We start from the raw sequence: 20,372 nt of genomic DNA on the forward strand, positions 1-20,372 counted from the left end.
TCCACTTCTCCTCAGACCGTCGCCGGGGCCGTCGTGGGCTCGATGTTGACGAGGAACGCCTTGTATTCAGGCGTTTCGATATTGGCGTCGCCCACGAACGGCGTGAGAGAGTTCGGCCCCCAGCCCTTCCGTGCCTGGCCGGTGAAGCCCCAATGCAGCGGAATGCCGACCACATGGACCGGCTTGCCGTCGCAGATGAGAGGCTTGATGCGTTTCGTCACGACGGCTTTCGCCTTGACCTCGCCGCGCTTGGACCACACCCGCACCCAGGAGCCGTGGGCGATGCCCTTCTCCGCCGCGAGCTGCTCCGAGATCTCCACGAAGAATTCCGGCTGAAGCGTTGCGTTCACGCGGTTGTGCTTCGTCCAGTAATGGAAATGCTCCGTCAGCCTGTAGGAGGTCGCCGCATAGGGGAACTCCTCCGAGGTGGCGAACTGCTTCACATCGCTCTGGAAGATACGCGCCACCGGATTGCCCCGGATCTTCGGCGCGATCACGTTGGCGATCGGCGCCTCGAACGGCTCGTAATGCACCGGGAAAGGCCCTTCCCGCATGAGGCCACGGGCAAAGAGGCGCGACACGCCCTCCTGGTTCATGATGAAGGGGCCGACCACGTCGGGCTTGGCGTTGGGAGCGATGTCCGGAACGTCGTAGCCTGACCATTTCGTCCCGTCCCACGCGATCAGCTTGCGAGACGGATCCCACGGATTACCCTGCAGGTCCGCAGAGGCGCGGTTGTAGAGGATGCGCCGGTTGAGCGGCCACGAGAACGACCAGTTGGGATAGGCGCCCGTATCGTCCGGATCGGTGTTGTCCCGGCGCGCCATATTGTTGCCGGCCTCGTTGAAGCAACCGGAATAGATCCAGCAGCCACAGGCGGTCGTTCCATCATCGCGCAGGACCGAGAAGTTGACGATCTGCTTGCCCTTCTCAAGCACCACCTTCGTGGGATCGGCCGGATCGTTGAGCGTCTCGACCGCGTAGCCGTTGAGCTCTTTGGCGAGTTCCTCCGGCGAGGGCTCGTTCGGATCCCGGTAGTTCCAGGTCAGGTTCAGGATCGGATCCGGGAAGGCCCCGCCCTCTTTTTCATAGAGCGCGCGCAGTCGACGAAAGATCTGCGCCATGATCCACGTGTCGTGCTTCGCCTCGCCGGGAGGGCTGCCGCCTGCCCAGTGCCATTGCAGCCAACGGCCCGAATTGACGAGCGCGCCCTCATCTTCCGCAAAGCAGGTCGCCGGAAGCTGAATCACCTCCGTCTGGATGGAGGCGGAGTTCACGTTGTTGTACTCGCCATGGTTCTCCCAGAACCGGGACGTTTCGGTCTCCAGGGGATCCATGGTCACGAGCCATTTCAGCTTCGACAGGGATTCCGTGATCTTCTGACGGTTCGGGAAGGCCAGGAGCGGGTTGAAGCCCTGGCAGAAATAGCCATTCACCTGGCCTTGATGCATCATCTCGAAATAGCGCAGCACATCATAGGCCGGCACGTCGAGCTTGGGCAGGTACTGATAGGCGAAGTCGTTCTGCGGCGTCGCCGCATCGCCCCACATCACCTTCTGGAAGCTGACGAAGAACTTCTTGTAGTTCTGCCAATAGCTGGTCTGGTTCGGTCGCAGCGGTTTGAACGCACGGCTCGACATGTAGGTCGTCAAGTCGGCTTCTCTCTCCACCGGAATGTTGAGATAACCTGGAATCAGGTTCGACATCAGGCCGATATCGGTGAGGCCCTGAATGTTCGAATGCCCGCGCAGGGCGTTCATGCCGCCGCCGCGCACCCCGATATTGCCCAGGATGAGCTGCAGCATCGCCATGGCGCGAATGTTCTGCGAACCTTTCGAATGCTGTGTCCAGCCGAGCGCATACATAGACGTCATGGTCTTCGTCGGAGACGAGCACTCCGAGACCATCTGCGCTACCTTCAGGAACTTGTCCTTGGGCGTTCCGCAGATGCGTTCGACCATCTCCGGTGTATAGGTCGCGACATGGGCCTTGAGCAGATTCCAGACGCAGCGCGGGTTCTGCAGCGTGTCGTCGACCACCGCAAATCCGTCCGGACCAATCTCGTATTCCCAGGTCGAGCGGTCGTAATCACGTTTGTTTTCGTCGTAGCCCGTGAACAGGCCGTCGTTATAGGCAAAGCCCTCCTTCACCACATAGGACGCGTTGGTGAAGGCCTTCACGTAGTCCCACTGCACCTTCTCGTTCTGGATGCAGTAATTGATCACCCCGAGCAGGAACGCGATGTCGGTGCCCTGCCGGATGGGAGCATAAAAATCGGCGACGGATGCCGAGCGCGTGAAGCGCGGATCGACGACGATGAGCTTGGCGCCGCGATTAGCCTTCGCCTCCGTGACCCATTTGAATCCGCACGGATGCGCTTCGGCGGCATTGCCGCCCATGATGACGACGAGATCCGTATTCCGGATATCCGTCCAAGAATTGGTCATCGCGCCACGACCGAAAGTTGGGCCCAGACTGGACACCGTGGGGCCGTGTCAAACGCGCGCCTGATTATCGAATGCGACGATTCCTGTGCTGCGGACGACCTTATAGGTCAGCCATGCGGTTTCATTCGTGCTGGCTGAAGCGGCCAGGAAGCCGACCGTGGTCCAGCGATTGACGGGAACGCCTCCGGAATTCGTGGCGATGAAGTTGGCATCACGATCGTCTTTCAACAGCCTTGCAATGCGATCGAGCGCCTGATCCCACGAAACCCGTTCGAATTTATCCGAACCGGGCTTGCGGATCATGGGGTATTTCAGACGGGTCTCGGACTTCACGAAGTCCTTCAAGGCCGCGCCCTTCGGGCAGAGCGTTCCGCGGTTCGTCGGATGATCCGCATCACCCTCGATGTGGACAATATCAGCCGCCTCGCCCTTCCGAAGGTCTCCCTTGGAATACATGATGATGCCGCAGGCCACGGAGCAATACGGACAGGTATTGCGTGTTTCCATCGTGTTCGTCAGCTTGAAGGGCCTGATAGCCGCGGCCTGCGCCGCCTCAAGATCTGCGAACCCAAAGGCTCCCATCGTGGTTCCGGCAACACCCACGCCGGCAGCTTTCAGGAAGCCGCGTCGTGAGAGTTCCATATTCATGGTAACCCTCCCTATGGTTTTGCACTGCAGCAACTTCTCTTTGAAGATCTAGGGTAGTTTTGAACACTTCCAGTGTCAAACTGTAGCAGGCGCGGAACAGGTCGACGCGCGGGCTACTTGCGGCAGTGCCTCACGGATCAGCAAGTGAACACCGAAAGCCGATCCAAGCCCTCGCAAAAGCGCTACGGACAGCGTTGGAGCGTCGGCGCTTGGCAATTCGTCGGAGGTGCCGTTCGCGCCGTGCGGACCGCGACAGATCATACCGCTCGGCGCTTCGATCGAGCGTGTCTGCGGGACTTGCCGGCGCGGTCCGGGTCCGCCCAACCCCATGTGTTATATAGTTTCCTATTCAGGCGGAGGGCAGGCATTGGGGCGATCCCGCCCGGTGTGCTGCGCCCTCTCACATGGGATCAATGCCCGGCCAAGCAGAACCTCGGCCGGGCCCTCGTCTTCATCACGAGAACTGCGGTGCCGGCTTTGCCCGTTTCGAGCGCCGCGAAAGAAGATATGGAAGAAACGCAACAGCCAGAGCCATGATCCACAACACGATCGAAATCTTGCTCTCGAAAAGGATGGAGAGATCCCCGCCACTGATGGCCAAGGCGTTACGCAGATTGACCTCCATCACACGGCCAAGGACGAAGCCGAGGATGATCGGTGCCATATCGAATCCGAGCTTGCGCAGAAGCCAGCCGATCACCCCGATGCCGAGCATCAAGAGGACCGACAACGCACTCGCATGGGTCGAGTAGACGCCGACGATGGAGAGAACCAGAATGCCAGGCACCAGGATCCAGTTCGGCAGCGTCAGCAACCGCGAAAAGATTCCGACCAGAGGCAGGTTCAGGAGCAGCAGCAGGACATTGCCCACGTAGAGCGAGGCAATCAGGCCTCCGATCAGTTCGGGATGTTCCGCGAAAAGCTGCGGCCCCGGCTGGATATTGTAGAGCATGAGGGCACCCAGCATGACCGCCGTCGTGCCGCTGCCTGGAACGCCCAATGTCAGCATGGGAACGAATGCACCCGCAGCACAGGCATTGTTGGCGGCCTCCGGAGAGGCGAGCCCTCTCACGTCACCTTTACCGAAGGTGCCCTCGCGATCGGATATCCGCTTCTCCGTCGTGTACGAGACGGCGCTGGCCACCGAAGCACCGGTCCCCGGCAGAACCCCCACGACGAAGCCGATCAGGGACCCGCGGATGGTGGCGCCCGTGCATCGGACGATGTCGGCCCAGCGTGCGAATGTACGTCCGGCGATCTTGATGACGGTGCCGCCCCCCGCCTGATGCTCCAACATGAGCATCGCCTCGGAGATCGAGAACAACCCGATCACGAGCACGACGAACTCGATGCCGTCGCCGAGCTCCGGCTCATTGAATGTGAACCGATAAGCGCCCGACGTGGCATCCAGGCCGACAGTGGCGAGCATCAGGCCGATGACGCAGCCGATGAGGGTTTTGACGGGCTGGCTGCCGACCATCGATCCCAACGTTGCAAAGGCAAAGATCATGAGAACGAAGTACTCGGCAGGGCCAAAGCCGATCGCGAGGCTGCTCAGGAGCGGCGCGAAGAACGTCAGACCCATGACGCCGAGGATGCCGCCGACGAAGGAGGACAAGCCGCTGATCATCAGCGCCTCGCCCGCCCGTCCCTGCCGGGCGAGTGGGTTTCCATCGAGGGCCGTCATCACCGCACCGGCATCGCCGGGCACATTCAGGAGGATCGACGAGATGCGCCCGCCGTATTCTGCGCCCGAATAGATTCCCGCCAGAAGAATCATTGTGCTCTCAGCCGGCAAACCCATCGTATAGGCAATGGGCAGAAGCAATGCGATGCCGTTGATCGGGCCGATCGCCGGGAGGGCGCCGATAATGGTGCCCAGGAAGCAACCTGCGAAGCCGATCAGAAGATTAAGAGGACTGAGCGCGACGGAGAAGCCGGTCCAGAGATAACTGAAGTCCATGTTCCTGATCCCTCACCTTAAAGGCCGAAGAGGCTTCCGCCCGGCAGATAGACTTCGAGCAAGTACCGGAAGATCACGAACCAGAACGCCGCCTGCGCGAGCCCTCCGATCAGCGCAAAGCGCCATGACGCGCCGAAGATCCGGCCGACTCCTGTCACCAGCAGGGTCATCCCGATGGCAAAGCCGAGGGGCTCCATCACAAGCGTGGCGACCAGCACAAGCCCGGGGATGGCAATCGATTTCGCAAGCAGCCGCCCCTGCGGCCACGGCTCCGATCCCCCCGGGCGAAGCAGATAGATCAGTGAGAGGAGTGCGAGCACACCTGCGAGGATCAGCGGGAACACCCTCGGTCCAAGCGGGTCCGAGGAGAACGAGTATGAAATACGGCTCGCATCGAGCCCATACAGGATGGCAAGAGCGAGGAGGACGATTGCGCCCACGCGATCGCTCCTCACCGTCCCGCGAGGTCCGGTTGAGGTGGTCATGAGTTGTTCCGATATAAAAAGCGGCCCGTTCTCCGGGCCGCAGTGCTTCCAGATCAGAGACCGGCTTCAGCGGCCAGGGTCTTGAACTTCTTCACGTCGTCCTTGACGACCTTGTCGAAATCCGCACCGATCACCGTATAGGGGAACAGGCCACGCGCCTCGCGCTCCTTCTCGAACTCGGGCGTCTTGGCGAGCTTCTGGAAGGTATCGACCCAGGACTTGTAGTCGGCGTCCGAAATCTTGGCTCCGACGTAATAGCCGCGCCACACGACCCAGTCGAAATCGAATCCCTGCTCCTTGGCGGTGGGCACGTCCTTGAGATCGCCGGACAGGCGCTCGGGCGCCATGACTGCGAGGATGCGCACCTTTCCGGCCTGGTGGTGCTTCGCCATTTCGGATGCCTCGCCGGCGCCGATCTTGATGTGGCCGCCCTCCAGGGAGGTCAGCACGGCGCCGCCGCCCTCGAGCGCGACATAGCGGATCTTCTTGGGATCCTGGCCGGCGCCCTTGGCGATGATCGCAGCCTTCATCCAATCTTGGCTGCCGACGGCTCCGCCGCCGCCGATGGCAAAATCATTGGGAGCCTTGCCATAGGCATCGACCAGGTCCTTCAGGGTCTTGTGCGGAGAATTCGCGGCCACGACGATGACGCCGTAATCGGCTCCGAGGGCTCCGAGCCACCGGACCGCGCTCTCGTCGTACTGGCCGAACTTGCCCTGCGCGAGCAGCAGAGCGGATCCTGTCGACGCCGCCGTGATCAGGCCGGGGTCGCTAGAACGCTTGCCGACGACGTGATTGTAAGCGACGGCGCCGACGCCGCCTTCCATGTAGGTCACGGCCATGGGCTTATCGATCAGCTTGGCGGCCAGAAGCGCGTTGGCAGCAAGCCGGCACGTGACGTCAAAGCCACCGCCCGGCTTGGCCCCCGCCAAGCACTCCGTCTTGTCCGGAGCGGCCAGTGCGCCACCTGCCACAACCATCGCGGCGCCGAGCACGGCCGCCCGAAAAACGAGCCTCTTCATCGTTTCATCCCTTTACAAATTTGAACGTTTCGCTCTGTCTGTGCCGAGCTTGGTGGATACGGTAGGGCGGAAACCTGTCATTCACCTGTCATCGAGAGTGACGGAAGGCATGCGCATCTTTCTGGTTGAGGACACGCGTGACGTCGGAGAGGCGATCGTTGAGCATTTCGCCCGGATCGGTCACGTCGTGGACTGGGAGACGAACGGCGAGGCCGCAGCCTCGACACTGAACGAAACAATGTACGACCTGGTCATCCTGGACGTCATGCTGCCGGGCCGGAGCGGGTTTACGATCCTGCAACGGCTCCGTGCGTCCGGCAGCACCATCCCGGTCCTGATGCTCACGGCGCGATCCGAGGTCGAGGACCGGGTGAGCGCGCTCGACATCGGTGCCGACGACTATCTCGTGAAGCCCTTCGACTTTCGCGAACTCGAAGCCCGCGCACGGGCCTTGCTGCGCCGCCGCCAAGGCGAAGCCACGAATATCCTCGAATGCGGAGACATCTGCATCGACCGGTCAGCCCGGACCGTGCGGGTCGGGCAACGCGAGGTGCACCTGACCCGCCGGGAAGTCACCTTGCTGGAAATTCTTTGCTCCCGGCCCGGCCGGGTCTTCAGCAAGGAGGATCTGCTGGACCAGGTTTTCGGGTTTGACGATGAGGCTCCTTCCTTCAATGCCGTCGAGCTTTATGTCGGCCGCCTTCGCAAGAAGCTACAAGGCGCGACGGCCCAGATCGTGACCGTTCGGGGCTTCGGATACCAGATGGTTCCCGATGGCGCCCCGTGAAGCATCACTCTTCGCCCGCCTGATCGTTCTGATCTCGATGGTCCTGGCGATCGGCGCCGCCGCCCTGACGACCGCGGCATGGTACTATGCCCGCGCAGCCGCAAACGAAGCCTATGACAGGCTGCTGGTCGGAGCAGCCTACCAGATGGCGGAAGCCCTGAACGTGCAGAGCGGAGCACTTGGGATCGAATTGCCGATGTCCGCGTTCGAGCTGCTGGCGCTCTCGGAGCGCGACCGCATCTTTTACAAGATCGTCGGCCCCAACGGGCGGACGTTGACCGGCTATGACGATCTTCCGACACCGGAGGTCGACGCATCTGCCCTCGACCTTCCGGTCGTACAGGATGGTCGCTACAAGGGCGTAGCGATCCGCATCGCGAAGACGGCCCGGATCTTCTCCGATCCCGCCATCCGCGGCCGTGTCGACGTCGTCGTGGCGCAGACCACAGAAGCAAGGGTGGCGCTCGCCCGTGAACTGACCCTGCGGGCCGTCGCGCTCATTCTCGCCATGAGTGCCCTCGCGATCGGCGGGACTGTCTTTGCAATCCGGTATGCCCTCAGGCCCATCAGACGTGTCGGTGCCGCGTTGCGCGATCGCGATCCACACGATGTCACGCCGGTCGCCATCAGTACTCCCCGCGAGCTGCGCCCCTTCGTTTCCGCCACCAACGAGTTCATCGCACGGCTGAAGACACGAATGGACCTGATGCAGCAGTTCATCGCCGATGCCGCCCACCAGATCCGCACGCCTCTTACCGCTCTCAAGGCCCAGATTCAGCTTCTGTCGCGTCATGTGGTGGAGCCGCAAGCGCTCCAGCACCTCGCGCGTGTTCAGGAACGTGTTGATCAACTCTCCCGACTGGCCAATCAGCTTCTCAGCCACGCCATGGTCAACCATCGTGCCGGGGCGGTGCCATTCGAGAGGGTCGATATCATTGAGGTCGTCCGCCGCGCGATCCGCGAAGCGGTGCCGGATACACTCGATCGTGACGTGTTGACCACGCTGGAATTGCCGCCGGCGCCCATTGCGGTGCAAGGTGATGCAATCAGCCTCAAGGAGGCCGTCAAGAACATCATTGACAATGCAATCCGGCACGGCGCACCAACACGGCTCACCGTGCATCTGCGCGAGCAGCAGGGAACGGTGGAGATCGAGGTGCAGGACGACGGGCCCGGAATTCCTCCGGAGATCTGGCCTCATGTCGTCGAGCGGTTCGGGGCGTCATCTCCCGGCGGGTCCGGGCTTGGGCTGTCGATAGCCGCGGATGTGCTGGCGGCCCACGGAGGCAGCCTGAAATTCCGGGATCGGAACGCCGATGGATTTACCGTCATCATGCGCCTGACAAGCACGAACGGGCAGAGTCAATGAGACATCGATTAAGCACCTTCCGACCGGTCCTGCCACGGCTTCATCTGCTTTATGCCGCCGCACTTCTCTTTGTCGTCAGCACCGCACATGCCGAAGAAGCGCTGACGTTTCCGGCACCGCAACCTGAGTTTGATGTCATTTCGATTCACGCTGCGACCGATCACTCGGCCATGGAGCCGCTGATCCGGGACTTTCAGTCCCTGTTTCCCAACATGCGGGTCGAATTCCTCGAATATGTCACGAACGATCTCTACTTGGCTGCCGCCCGCGCGTGCCGGGAAGGCAGGTCTCTGGGAGACGTCCTGCTGTCATCGTCCGTCGACCAGCTGGTCAAGCTCGCCAATGACGGCTGTGCCCGCAGCGTCTATTCACCCGAGACGGCGACGGTGCCGCGTTGGGCGAACTGGCGGAGCAGCGTGTTCGGGTTCACGTTCGAGCCGGTCGTCTTCGTGTACAATCGCGAGAAGGTTCCGGCCGAAGACGTCCCGAGAACGCATCTGGAACTGGCCGACCTGCTCCGCCTGAAGCCCGACGCCTATCGTGGCCGCGTGGGGACCTACGACATTCGCCAGTCAGGTATCGGTTACCTTCTCGCCTTCAACGATTCCCAACAGACGACGACCACCTATGGCCGCCTTCTGGAAAGTCTCGGACGCGCTCAAACGGTGGTGCGCTGCTGCACGAGCGAAATCCTCGATGAGCTCGAGGCGGGACGGATCCTCATCGGCTACAACATGCTCGCGTCATACGCCTATGCCAGGGCTCGCACCGGATCCAGCCTCAGGATCGTCATGCCGGCCGACTATACTCTTGTGCTCAGCCGTGGGGTGATGGTTTCAGCTCAAGCCGCGCATCCCGACGCAGGGGCGCGGTTCGTGAACTATCTCCTGTCGGCGCGGGGCCAAACCGTCGCGCAGCAGAAGGCGTTTTTCTTCGGGTTCGACGGCCAGGCCCCGTCCGACATGGAGGGTGCATCGTCCATTGTTGAAACGGGCGTCGCGCGGCCGATTGCGATCAGCCCCGCGCTCCTCGCCATCCAGGACGACGAGCGGCGCAGGCGATTCATCGCCGATTGGAGCCGCTCTCTCATCGAAATGGCGGGCCAATAGAGACCCGCGCCGTCGTTACAGTGTAGTGACGCCGGCGTGCCCCATGTCAGAGATCCTGAGACCTTGGGAGTTCGGCCGCATCCAGAGCGAGGATCGAGAGAGCAAGAGCTTGGGCCCGTGGAACCATCGTCTCGACCTCAAGGAACTCATCGGGACTGTGAACTTTCCCCCCACAGGGACCTGTCGCACAGAGGGTCGGAGCTCCCATCGCGGCTGCAAATCCCGAGTCGGCGCATCCGCCGGTAAACTCCCCTTCGACTTGAAACCCGACTCGGCGCGCACAATCGGCGTAGAGTTCGAACAGACGGCGCGAGACTTCCGTAGCTTTGAGGGGCACGAACTCGCCCAGGATCCGCAGCCGCGCAGATGTGCCTAGGACAAAGCTCGTGGCGGCGATCCGCTCGATCTCGGCAACAAGAACATTCCGATCGAGCGGATCGACATAGCGCAAGTCGATTTCGGCCTGTGCATTCGGCGCGACCGTATTGACGGACGTACCCCCCGAAACGAGCCCTACGTTGACGGTCACTCCACGAGCGAGGTCCGTCAGTGCGTGGATGGCGCTCACCTTGCGCGCAAGCTCCTCGATCGCACTAATTCCTTGCTCGAAGTTGACGCCGGAATGCGCCGGAACGCCCTGGATCTCCATTCGCATGAATACCCCGCCCTTGCGGCCTGTGACGACATTTCCGGTCGGGCGGCCCGGCTCAGCGTTGAAGACGGCCCGTGCGCGGCGCGCCTCCTGCTCGATGAGAGCCCGTGATGAAGGGGATGCGATCTCCTCGTCGCTCGTATAGAGTCCGACGAGCGGCACCGGTGCGCCGAAACGTGCAAAGGCCGCAAGGACAAAGCTGTTCATCACGAGCCCCGCCTTCATGTCGGCGACGCCAGGACCGTAGGCTCGCCCGTCCTCAATGCGGAATGGACGCCGCTGGGCTTCTCCCTTGGGGAAAACAGTATCGCGATGCCCCATCAGCAGAATCGGCCTGTGCTGCTCGTCGGACCGTCCGAGGGTTACGCGAATGCCATCCCCGTAGGTTTGGCTCGGGATCGTCTCACAGGAGAGTCCAGCCTTTTCGAGAAAATCACGAAGATGGGATCCGACCCGATCGACCCCTTCCTTATCGTAGCTTCCGCTATCCGTATCGACAAGCAGTTGCAGCTGATCGATCATTGCCTGCCGTTGGTCGGCCAGCCAGCCGAGAATCTGCGCTTCCATAGGCGTGTTCAAACAAGCTTCTCCTGTTCGGTTGTTCTCAACGATCGGTGGCCCGATTCTCATAGAGCCCCGCCCCGAGCTGATTGCAATGGATTTCGCGTGCGCTCGTGATCACCCGGGGTGCATCGCGCCAGGAGCCTCCAGCTCCGAGACGAGAAAATCGATGAAATCCTCGGTGGTCTGCGGCAGGGCTCGGCCAAGCATCGTCTGGAGTTGCAGATTGCGCTCCAGGAAGCTGGCTTCCTCGAATGGCACGATTGCGACCTGTCCATCCAGAACCGCCCTCCGGATCGAGATATAGGCAGAAAAGGTGATCGCGCCGCCGAGTCTGCACAGAGTCAACAGGCTGGCGATGTTCGTGGAATTGACGACGGGCTCAAGGGAGACCCCCTTGGTGGCGCAGAAAATATCGAGCACTCTTCTGACCGTCGCCGAATTATCCAGGATCGCAATAGGATATTTGAACAGTTCCGCGACGGAAACGCGTCCGTGCCCGATCAGAGGATGGTCGATGCTTGCCAGCGCATAAGCCGGAACGGCTCGCTGCCATGGGACCCTCACCCTTCCCTCCGGCGTCAGTGAGAAAGTGATGCCGAGATCAATTTCTCCTTCCTGAACGCACTTCACCACGTCGGTTGGCGAAAGGACCTTGAGCGAGAACAGGACGTGAGGTCGCTCCAGTCGGAACGCGTGGATGATTTCTGGAATGAAACTCACGGCGAGCCCTTCCGTCACGCCCAGACGAATGAAGCCCCGGGTCGGGTTATTGAGTTCCCGAATCTCCTGATGGATCTGATCGCTCTCGAGCGCGGCGCGCTGGGCATAGGACGCCAAAAGACGGCCGGCGTGGGTGAGGACCATGCCCCGGGAACGCCTTTCGAAGAGCGGCACTCCAAATTCGTCCTCAAGCTTCGCGATCTGACGGCTGACGGCCGATGCAGCGACCCGCAGCCGTTCGGCCGCGGTGCTGATGGATCCACACCGCGCGACTTCCAGAAAATAGCGTAAGGCCGATTGTTGCATCGTAACACTTGCTTCATTGCCGTTTCGGCAACGATCCTTTCGAATCATTCTTATGGAAGCAAGGACATTTTCTTGGCAGCTTCGGAAAGATTCAGCCGTCCGCTTGATCGATTGTTCGCTCGCGGCGGCCGAAAGAGAAATAAAACAACGGATATATCCCCAGAGGACCGATCATGAGCAGACTGCGTAAACTCGCCATCCTTAGCCTTGCATCGACCGCAATATTGTCCGGTGCGCTGACTGGTGGAGCCCTCGCGGGCAAAACCGACAACACGGTCCGCGTTGCCTACGATCAGGCTCCCGAAAGCGTTGACCCCTTCTTCAACAACGTCCGCATTGGCGTCATCATCGGTCAGCATGTCTGGGACACACTCGTCTACCGCGACCCCAACACAAACGAGTACAAGGGCCAACTCGCGACCGCCTGGCGGCAGATCGATGACCGCACCATCGAGTTCGATCTGCGCCAAGGCGTGAAGTTTCACAATGGCGAGGAGTTCGACGCGGACGACGTGGTCTACACCCTTAACTTCATCTCCAAGCCTGAGAATAAGGTCGTCACGCAGAACAACGTGAGCTGGATCGAGAAGGCCGAGAAGCTGGACAAGTACAAGGTCCGGGTCACGACCAAGCAGGTCTTCCCGGCCGCCATCGAATATCTCGCGGGCCCGGTCGTCATCCACCCGAACGAGTATTACGAGAAGGTCGGACCGAAGGGGCAGAACGAGAAGCCCGTCGGGACAGGTCCCTACAAGGTGACGAACTACGTCCCCGGAAAATCCATCACGCTCGAGAAGAATAACGACTACTTCAAGGACTCGCCGAAAGCGCAGCCGAAGATCGCCAAGGTCGAGATCCGGTTCATCCCGGACCGTCAGACCCAGATGGCGGAGGTCCTCTCCAATGGCCTCGACTTCATCATGAGCGTGCCGAAGGACCAGGCCGAGCAGCTGGAAACCGTCCCGACCCTTCAGGTCGTCTCCGGTGAGACCATGCGCATCGTGTTCATGCAGATGAACACTCTCGAGGGCACGCCGGCTCCGGCCCTGAAGGACGAGCGCGTGCGCAAGGCCATCATCCACGCCATCGACCGTGAAAGCATGGTGAAGTCGATCGTCGGTGCGGGCTCGCGCGTGATCAATACCATCTGCTTCCCCACCCAGTTCGGCTGCACGGACGAAGGCGCCGCGCGCTACCCGTACGACCCTGCCAAGGCAAAGCAGCTTCTTGCCGAGGCCGGCTATCCCAACGGCCTCGAGCTCGACATCGTGGCCTATCGCGAGCGCAATCAGACGGAGGCCCTGATCGGCTATCTGCAGGCGGTCGGCATCAAGACCAACCTGCGCTTCCTGCAATATGCGGCCATGCGCGAGATGGTCGCCGGCAACAGGGCGATGCTGACGCACCAGACCTGGGGATCGTTCTCGGTCAACGACGTCTCAGCCGCGACGCCGAACTACTTCTCGTTCCGGTCTGAGGACATCACCCGCGATCCGCAGGTGCGCGACCTGCTGACGAAAGGCGACACCTCGGTCGACCCGAATGTCCGCAAGGAAGCCTACAAGGGCGCGCTGAAGATCATTGCCGACAAGGCCTATGCCGTGCCGCTGTACTCGCTGCCGGTCTATTACGTCACCTCGGCGGATCTGAACTTCAAAGCCTATCCGGATGAGATGCCTCGCTTCTGGGAAATGGGCTGGAAGTAGGCTGAAGCCTCGGGCAGAGCAGTCCGCCATCGGGAACAAGGGCACGCCGTCATGACAGCCGGCGTGCCCGCGATCCTTGGCTTGAGCAGCCTGCCTGTAAGCCCAAATGCCGCTGCTGCGGTCTTACAGGCAGATCGGCCCGTTTCGGGGCCAAGACGGAGAACGCCGTGATCGGCTATATTCTCAAACGGTTGGGCTTGGCGCTCCTGGTCGCGCTGGCGGTCTCGGCCATTGCCTTCTTTCTTCTGCGCCTTTCGGGCGATATCGCGATAGCGATCGCGGGCGAAGGCGCACAGAAGGCCGACCTCGACATCATTCGCAAAACCTATGGCCTCGACCGGCCCCTGATCGTGCAATACTTCGATTGGCTCTGGCAGACGCTCAGGGGCGATTTCGGCACCTCTCTTTATTTCAAGACAGAGGTGAGCAAGCTCGTTCTCGACAAGCTGCCCACGACTCTCATTCTCGGTTTCATGTCGCTCGGCTTCGCGCTCCTGATCTCCATTCCCCTCGGTGTGCTGGCCGCCGTCTATGCGAACAGCTGGATCGACCGTACGGCGCTGGCCATCGCCGTTGTTGGTCAGGCCCTTCCGAACTTTTTCTTCGCCCTGATTCTGGTGATGATCTTCTCCATCACGCTGCGGTGGCTGCCCGTCTCAGGCTCCGGCACATGGCTTCATTTCATCATGCCCACGATCGCTCTGGGCTATTACGTCGCCCCGGCCTTCATGCGTCTCATCCGCGCCGGAATGATCGAGGTTCTGTCGTCGGATTACATCCGAACAGCCCGCGCCAAGGGCCTCCCCGCCCACAAGGTCATCTTCAAGCACGCTCTGCGCAACGCCGTCGTTCCGGTCGTGGCGCTCACAGCCGTGCAGCTCGGCTTCCTGCTCGGCGGGTCCGTTGTCATCGAGACGATCTTTGCCCTCGATGGCCTCGGCTACCTGGCCTATCAGAGCATCACCTACAAGGATTTCCCTGTGATGCAGGTCGTCGTCCTGCTGCTCTCGGTTCTCTATGTGCTCCTGACGCTTGCCTCCGACATTGCCAACGCGTGGCTCGATCCGCGCATCCGGGTGGCCTGACATGACTGATACCGCTCTCTCCATCCCTACTGTGGCGGAGCCCTCGCCCGGCATGCGGCTCGTGCGCCGCTTCCTGGGCCAGAAGGCCTTCGTCATCGGGGTTGGCATTCTCGCCGTCATTGTGGCTCTCGCTCTGCTTGCGCCCCTGATCGCCCCGCATGATCCCTATGCGCAGAACCTCGCGCTTCGCAACGTGCCGCCGGTCTGGTACGCCAAGGGATCCTGGCTGCATCCGCTCGGCACAGATCAGCTCGGTCGCGACTACCTGTCCCGCGTACTCTACGGCGCGCGCATCTCCCTGCTGATCGGCGTCAGCGTCGTTTTCATCTCCGGCATCATCGGCACGGCGATGGGACTGGCTGCCGGCTATTTCGGCGGCAAGATCGACCTCCTGATGACCTTCGTCGTGACGACCCGCCTTTCGATGCCGGTGATCCTCGTGGCGCTCGCCGTCGTGGCTATGGTGGGCGGCTCCCTATGGATCGTCATCCTGGTGCTGGGCTTCCTCAAATGGGACCGTTTCGCCGTGGTGATGCGCAGCGCGACCCAACAGGTCCGCTCTCTCGACTACGTCGCCGCCGCCGAGGCGGCTGGAGCCTCGACCACGCGCATCATCCTTCGGGAGGTTCTGCCCAACATCGCGCCGCATCTCATCGTCATCGCCACGCTCGAGGCGGCGAGCGCGATCCTGCTCGAGGCCGCGCTCTCCTTCCTCGGCCTCGGGGTGCAACCTCCCCTGCCCTCCTGGGGCCTCATGATCGCCGAGGCGAAGGCTTACATGTTCTTCTCGTTCTGGCTCATCGCCATTCCGGGATCAGCGCTGGCGCTGCTGATCTTCGCCATCAACCTGGCCGGAGACGGCCTGCGCGATGTGATTTCGCCGGAAGGACGGGCGTGAGCGATGAGTGACGTTATCCTTGAGGTCGACGGCCTGAGCGTCGACATCGCCACACCCCGAGGCGCTCTCCACGCGGTGCGCGACATCTCCTTTTCCGTGAAGCGCGGCGAGACGCTCTGCCTCGTGGGTGAGTCCGGCTGCGGCAAGTCCATGACGTCGCTTGCCATCATGGATCTTCTGCCCAAAGCGGCCACCCGCCGCGCTCGGCGCATTGCCTTCGCGGGCGAGGATCTCGGCAAGGCCAGCCGAAAGCGCATCAATGCCCTGCGAGGCAACCGCATGGCGATGATTTTCCAGGAGCCGATGACGGCGCTGAACCCGGCCTACACGATCGGCAATCAGCTCGTGGAAGCCTACCGCCAGCATCGCAACGCGAGCGAAGCGGAGGCGCGGGAACGGGCCATTCATCTGCTCGGCAAGGTGGGCATCGCGTCAGCCGCACAGCGTCTCGGCCAGTATCCCCACCAGCTCTCCGGCGGCTTGCGGCAGCGCATCATGATCGCCATGGCCTTGATGTGCGGGCCGGACCTGCTGATCGCGGACGAGCCGACGACGGCTCTCGACGTGACGATCCAGGCGCAGATTCTGCACCTCCTAGCCGAGCTGCAGCGCGAGCTCGGCATCGCGATGGTGCTCATTACCCATGACCTTGGCATCGTGGCGCGCATCGCCGACCGGGTGGCCGTCATGTATGCGGGACAGATCGTCGAGGAAGGCCCCACGGCCTCCCTCTTCGCCAATCCGAAGCATCCCTATACGAGAGGGCTGATCGATTGCATCCCCGTACCAGGCCGCACGGTTCGCGGTGGGAAGCTCGGCGTCATTCCGGGCGTCGTCCCGTCTCTCGTCGGGGAGATCCGCGGCTGCAGCTTCCGCGATCGTTGCAGCCATGCCCGTGACATCTGCGCCGTGGCGCCGCCCCTCAACGAAGCGGCGGACGGTCATCAATGGCGTTGCATCCTGGAGAACGCAGCATGACCGCGCTCCTTGAAGCTCGGGACCTCACCCGGTCCTTCGAAGTCGGTCAAGGCCTGTTCAAGGCTCCGCGGACCCTGCATGCCGTCAACGGCATCAGCCTCGATATCCGCAAAGGCGAAGTGCTCGGGATCGTGGGCGAGTCCGGCTGCGGCAAGTCTACGCTCGCCCGCATGCTGCTCGGATTGCTGCCCCCAACCGGCGGAGGCATCACTCTCGACGGAACGGATATCCGCTCGCTTGGCCGCAAGGGAATGGCACGCCGCGTTCAGCCTGTCTTTCAGGATCCCTATTCCTCGCTCAATCCGCGCCGTACGATTGCCTCCATCGTGGCCCTGCCGCTGGAAGTCCACGGCATCGGCACCGCGGCAGAACGGCGCAAGCGAGCGTTGGAGATTCTCGACAAGGTCGGCCTTCCGCAGCGCTTCGCCGATCGCTATCCCCGCGAGCTTTCGGGCGGACAGCGTCAGCGCGTTGCCATTGCGCGGGCGCTTGTCATGAACCCGGAACTCGTCGTCTGCGACGAGCCGACTTCAGCCCTCGACGTTTCGGTTCAATCGCAGATTCTCAACCTTCTCATGGACCTCCGTAGGGAACTCGGCCTGACCTACGTGTTCATCAGCCACAACCTCGCCGTCGTCGAGCACATCGCGACTCGCGTAGCGGTCATGTATCTCGGCCGTATCGTCGAACTGGCGGAAACGGAAACCCTCTTCAGAGCACCGCGTCATCCCTATACCAAGGCTCTCCTCGCGTCCGTCCTAACGCCCGATCCTGGCCAGGGAATCCCCGAAACCGGGCTTGGCCTCGCGTTCCCGGATCCCCTCAACCCACCATCCGGATGCTCCTTCCATCCCCGCTGCCCTGCGCGGCTGCCCCAATGCAGCACCGCAGAGCCGCGCCTTGTTCGGTTCGAGCGGGATGCGGTCGCCTGTCACCTCCATGATCCCGGACCGGGCGCCCCGCCAACCCGCAACCTCGCCACTCACATTGAAAAAAGGGAAACAGCCCGATGACCCGCGAGACAGCCATCAGAAAGGCTGAGGACTATTTCGACTCAGGTGCCTTGAAGACCGATTTGGCGCGCCTCGTCGCTATGCCGACGGAAAGCCAGAACCCGGAACGCGCCGATACGCTCACGGACTATATCGAGACGGAGATGCGCCCTCTGCTCGAGGGCCTCGGCTTCAATTGCAGGACCCTCCACCATCCCCGGGCGAAGGGGCCGTTTCTTTATGCCGAGCGCATCGAGGATCCTTCCCTGCCGACGGTTCTCGGTTATGGCCATGGCGACGTGATCCGCGGTCTCGATAAGGACTGGAACGAGGGTCTGTCGCCCTGGGCCCTGACGGAAGTCGGCGATCGCTGGTATGGCCGCGGCGTGGTCGACAACAAGGGTCAACACGTCATCAACATCGCTGGTCTCAAAGCCGTGCTGGAAACCCGCGGCAAACTCGGTTTCAACGCCAAGTATCTGATCGAGATGGGCGAGGAGATGGGCTCCCCCGGCCTGCGGGATCTATGCGAGGAGCAAAAGGATCTGTTGAAGGCCGATATGCTCATCGCCTCCGACGGTCCGCGCCTGAACGCGGAACGGCCGACGATCTTTCTCGGCTCGCGCGGCGGGGTCACCTTCGACATGACGATCAACGCCCGCGACGGCGGGCACCATTCCGGCAACTGGGGAGGCCTTCTCTCGGATCCTGCCATCCAGCTCGCGCACGCCATCGCCAGCATCGCCTCCCCGACGGGACAGATCCGGATCCATGAATGGGTTCCCAAGGAGCTTCCCGCAGCGGTCCGCCGGGCGCTTGCCGATTGCGAAGTGGATGGCGGTCCCGATGGCCCCACCATTGATCCGGACTGGGGCGAGCCGGGTCTGACGCCTGCGGAGCAGGTTTTCGGCTGGTGTTCGTTCGATGTGCTCGCCATGAAATCCGGCGTTCCCGAAACCCCGGTCAATGCGGTGCCGCCAAGCGCATGGGCACGCTGCCAGCTGCGTTTCGTGGTCGGCGTCAACCCGGATGAGGTTCTGCCGGCCCTGCGCCGCCATCTCGACCGCCATGGCTTCCCAATGGTTCAAGTGGCCAAGAGCCGCGACGAGATCTTCCATGCGACGCGCCTTGATCCCGAGGATCCTTGGGTCACCTGGGCGCTCAGCTCTCTTGCCAAGACAACCGGCAAGAAGCCTGCGCTCCTGCCCAATCTCGGTGGATCTCTGCCGAACGACATCTTCTCCGAGATCTTGAACCTGCGGACGATCTGGGTGCCGCACTCCTATCCCGGCTGCTCACAGCATGCGCCCAACGAGCATCTGCCCGTGGCGATTGCCCGCGAGGGGCTAGCCGTGATGGCAGGGTTGTATTGGGACCTCGGCACGGGCGATACGCCTCCGCTTGATCGGAAGGCCTAAGGACACAGGGAGAGGCCGGCCGCACTGGCCTCTCCTCCATTCAGAGCCAGCTGGACCCGTCGACCGTCACTCCGACTGCGAGCATCCGCGCGTCCGCAAGCCTCCCCGACAGCCTGAGCAAATCCGCCATTAGAGCCGTCTTCGGCGAGGTGGATCCGGTTCGCTGCAGAATGCGGCATTTCAAACAGGAGAGCCGATTCCACGTCGTAGATTCGGCTCTAGAGGCATGGCCCGTTCAACTGCAGGCACCCTCGAAGACAGGCAGGGGCGAGACGATCACGTATTCCTTGAAAGAACGGTGATCAGTTCAGGAACGGCCGCTTGCTCGTGCCCAGCATTGTACGCCCCGTCATAGATCTGCAGGATGGCGGCGGCAGCGCCGTTCTCAGCCGACACGTCACGGGTCATCTCGACGTAATAGCCGATGTCCTTCCGGGCATTGGCGATACTGAAGCGGAAGCTGGAAGCGTCATGCGCGAGAATGAATGGCTTGAGACGCTCGAACACGACCCCGGCCCCTCCCCCTTTTCCGAGAACTTCGACCAGCACGTCCGGGTCGACGCCTGCTTTCGTGGAACAGGCCGCCGCCTCGGCCAGAACAGCCGAGAAGCCGAGCGACACAAAATTGTGCAAGAGCTTGAGCGTATGGCCTGCGCCGACAGCGCCAGCATAGGTGATATTCTCGGCATAACTGCGCATGAGAGGAAGGAGCGTCTCGAACAGGTCCCTGTCACCTCCGACGATCAGGTTCAGGCGCCCTTCTGCAGCTTCCTTCGGTGTTCTCGTCATCGGTGCGTCGAGGAAGCGACCTCCGGCGGTCGTGACGGCCGCCGCGATCTTTTTGGTGGATTCGGGGATTGCCGTCGAGCAGTCGATAATCACGGATCCGGGGCGCAGCCCTCTAAGAACCCCATCATCTCGGAAGAGAACGTCTTCGACCTGTGGAGTGCCGGTGACACAGATAATGATGACGTCGGAATTGGCCGCGACATCGGAACAGGTGCCGAAGGACACGGCACCGCCACCGAGCAAATCATCGACGGGCTGATTGCCGGGATGATCGAGAAAAGCAATAGGCCAGCCGGCCCGCTGAATATTGCGGGCGATGCCGTGTCCCATCAACCCGACACCGATGACGCCGACGCGAGACTTGACTTCTGGGGCGTGACTCACTTCCTCGTTCCTTTCACTATCGGCGCCGCGCGCATCTACGTCGAGGGAGA

Annotated in this window: 16 protein-coding genes; 9 read left to right on the top strand and 7 right to left on the bottom strand. The window is 61.9% G+C overall.

Annotated elements, in window-relative coordinates; genetic code table 11:
* Window positions 1-11: 11 nt before the first annotated feature.
* The 4 genes from fdnG to ACS5Q0_RS10440 form a co-directional block, all read right to left on the bottom strand.
* Window positions 12-3,095 carry a formate dehydrogenase-N subunit alpha gene (gene fdnG, locus ACS5Q0_RS10425; protein ID WP_473126558.1) on the bottom strand — a complete coding sequence of 1,028 codons (3,084 nt, stop codon included), beginning with the start codon at window positions 3,093-3,095 and terminating at the stop codon, window positions 12-14.
* Between the two features lie 454 nt (window positions 3,096-3,549).
* Window positions 3,550-5,058 (bottom strand): tripartite tricarboxylate transporter permease, encoded by a 1,509-nt coding sequence (locus ACS5Q0_RS10430; protein ID WP_473126559.1) that lies wholly within the window; start codon window positions 5,056-5,058, stop codon window positions 3,550-3,552.
* Between the two features lie 17 nt (window positions 5,059-5,075).
* A complete protein-coding gene (locus tag ACS5Q0_RS10435) occupies window positions 5,076-5,543 on the bottom strand; it encodes a tripartite tricarboxylate transporter TctB family protein (protein WP_473126560.1) in 468 nt (155 codons plus the stop codon).
* 53 nt (window positions 5,544-5,596) lie between these two features.
* Window positions 5,597-6,565: a Bug family tripartite tricarboxylate transporter substrate binding protein gene (locus tag ACS5Q0_RS10440; RefSeq protein ID WP_473126561.1), complete on the bottom strand. Its 969-nt coding sequence runs from the start codon at window positions 6,563-6,565 to the stop codon at window positions 5,597-5,599.
* Window positions 6,566-6,674: 109 nt separating this feature from the next.
* On the opposite strand from ACS5Q0_RS10440, the gene ACS5Q0_RS10445 reads away from it, so the two are divergent.
* The 3 genes from ACS5Q0_RS10445 to ACS5Q0_RS10455 all read left to right on the top strand — a co-directional run bounded on the left by ACS5Q0_RS10445 (window position 6,675) and on the right by ACS5Q0_RS10455 (window position 9,830).
* Window positions 6,675-7,352 (top strand): response regulator transcription factor, encoded by a 678-nt coding sequence (locus ACS5Q0_RS10445; protein WP_473126562.1) that lies wholly within the window; start codon window positions 6,675-6,677, stop codon window positions 7,350-7,352.
* Entirely contained in the window at window positions 7,339-8,721 is a 1,383-nt protein-coding gene (locus tag ACS5Q0_RS10450) for a sensor histidine kinase (RefSeq protein ID WP_473126563.1), read from the top strand. Before ACS5Q0_RS10445 ends, ACS5Q0_RS10450 begins: the two co-directional genes overlap by 14 nt.
* Before the next feature lie 170 nt (window positions 8,722-8,891).
* Complete coding sequence (locus ACS5Q0_RS10455; protein ID WP_473126564.1) at window positions 8,892-9,830, top strand: ABC transporter substrate-binding protein; 939 nt, start codon at window positions 8,892-8,894, stop codon at window positions 9,828-9,830.
* Window positions 9,831-9,876: 46 nt separating this feature from the next.
* On the opposite strand, the gene ACS5Q0_RS10460 is transcribed toward ACS5Q0_RS10455, so the two are convergent.
* Entirely contained in the window at window positions 9,877-11,049 is a 1,173-nt protein-coding gene (locus ACS5Q0_RS10460; RefSeq protein ID WP_473126671.1) for a M20 family metallopeptidase, read from the bottom strand.
* A gap of 111 nt (window positions 11,050-11,160) precedes the next feature.
* Entirely contained in the window at window positions 11,161-12,072 is a 912-nt protein-coding gene (locus tag ACS5Q0_RS10465) for a LysR family transcriptional regulator (RefSeq protein WP_473126565.1), read from the bottom strand.
* 173 nt (window positions 12,073-12,245) lie between these two features.
* On the opposite strand from ACS5Q0_RS10465, the gene ACS5Q0_RS10470 reads away from it, so the two are divergent.
* The 6 genes from ACS5Q0_RS10470 (at window position 12,246) to ACS5Q0_RS10495 (ending at window position 19,149) form a co-directional block, all read left to right on the top strand.
* Window positions 12,246-13,778, top strand: a complete 1,533-nt coding sequence (locus ACS5Q0_RS10470) for an ABC transporter substrate-binding protein (protein WP_473126566.1) — start codon at window positions 12,246-12,248, stop codon at window positions 13,776-13,778.
* A 167-nt stretch (window positions 13,779-13,945) separates the two neighbouring features.
* Entirely contained in the window at window positions 13,946-14,863 is a 918-nt protein-coding gene (locus tag ACS5Q0_RS10475; RefSeq protein ID WP_473126567.1) for an ABC transporter permease, read from the top strand.
* Between the two features lies 1 nt (window position 14,864).
* Window positions 14,865-15,761: an ABC transporter permease gene (locus ACS5Q0_RS10480; RefSeq protein WP_473126568.1), complete on the top strand. Its 897-nt coding sequence runs from the start codon at window positions 14,865-14,867 to the stop codon at window positions 15,759-15,761.
* 3 nt (window positions 15,762-15,764) lie between these two features.
* A complete protein-coding gene (locus ACS5Q0_RS10485; RefSeq protein ID WP_473126569.1) occupies window positions 15,765-16,739 on the top strand; it encodes an ABC transporter ATP-binding protein in 975 nt (324 codons plus the stop codon).
* Window positions 16,736-17,752: an ABC transporter ATP-binding protein gene (locus tag ACS5Q0_RS10490; RefSeq protein ID WP_473126570.1), complete on the top strand. Its 1,017-nt coding sequence runs from the start codon at window positions 16,736-16,738 to the stop codon at window positions 17,750-17,752. The genes ACS5Q0_RS10485 and ACS5Q0_RS10490 overlap by 4 nt, the downstream gene beginning before the upstream one ends.
* Window positions 17,749-19,149 (top strand): M20 family metallopeptidase, encoded by a 1,401-nt coding sequence (locus tag ACS5Q0_RS10495; RefSeq protein WP_473126571.1) that lies wholly within the window; start codon window positions 17,749-17,751, stop codon window positions 19,147-19,149. Before ACS5Q0_RS10490 ends, ACS5Q0_RS10495 begins: the two co-directional genes overlap by 4 nt.
* A 276-nt stretch (window positions 19,150-19,425) precedes the next feature.
* Here ACS5Q0_RS10495 and ACS5Q0_RS10500 read toward each other — a convergent pair whose 3' ends face one another.
* Complete coding sequence (locus ACS5Q0_RS10500) at window positions 19,426-20,322, bottom strand: NAD(P)-dependent oxidoreductase (RefSeq protein WP_473126572.1); 897 nt, start codon at window positions 20,320-20,322, stop codon at window positions 19,426-19,428.
* Window positions 20,323-20,372 lie beyond the last annotated feature (50 nt).

Source organism: Microvirga sp. HS2, assembly GCF_055792805.1.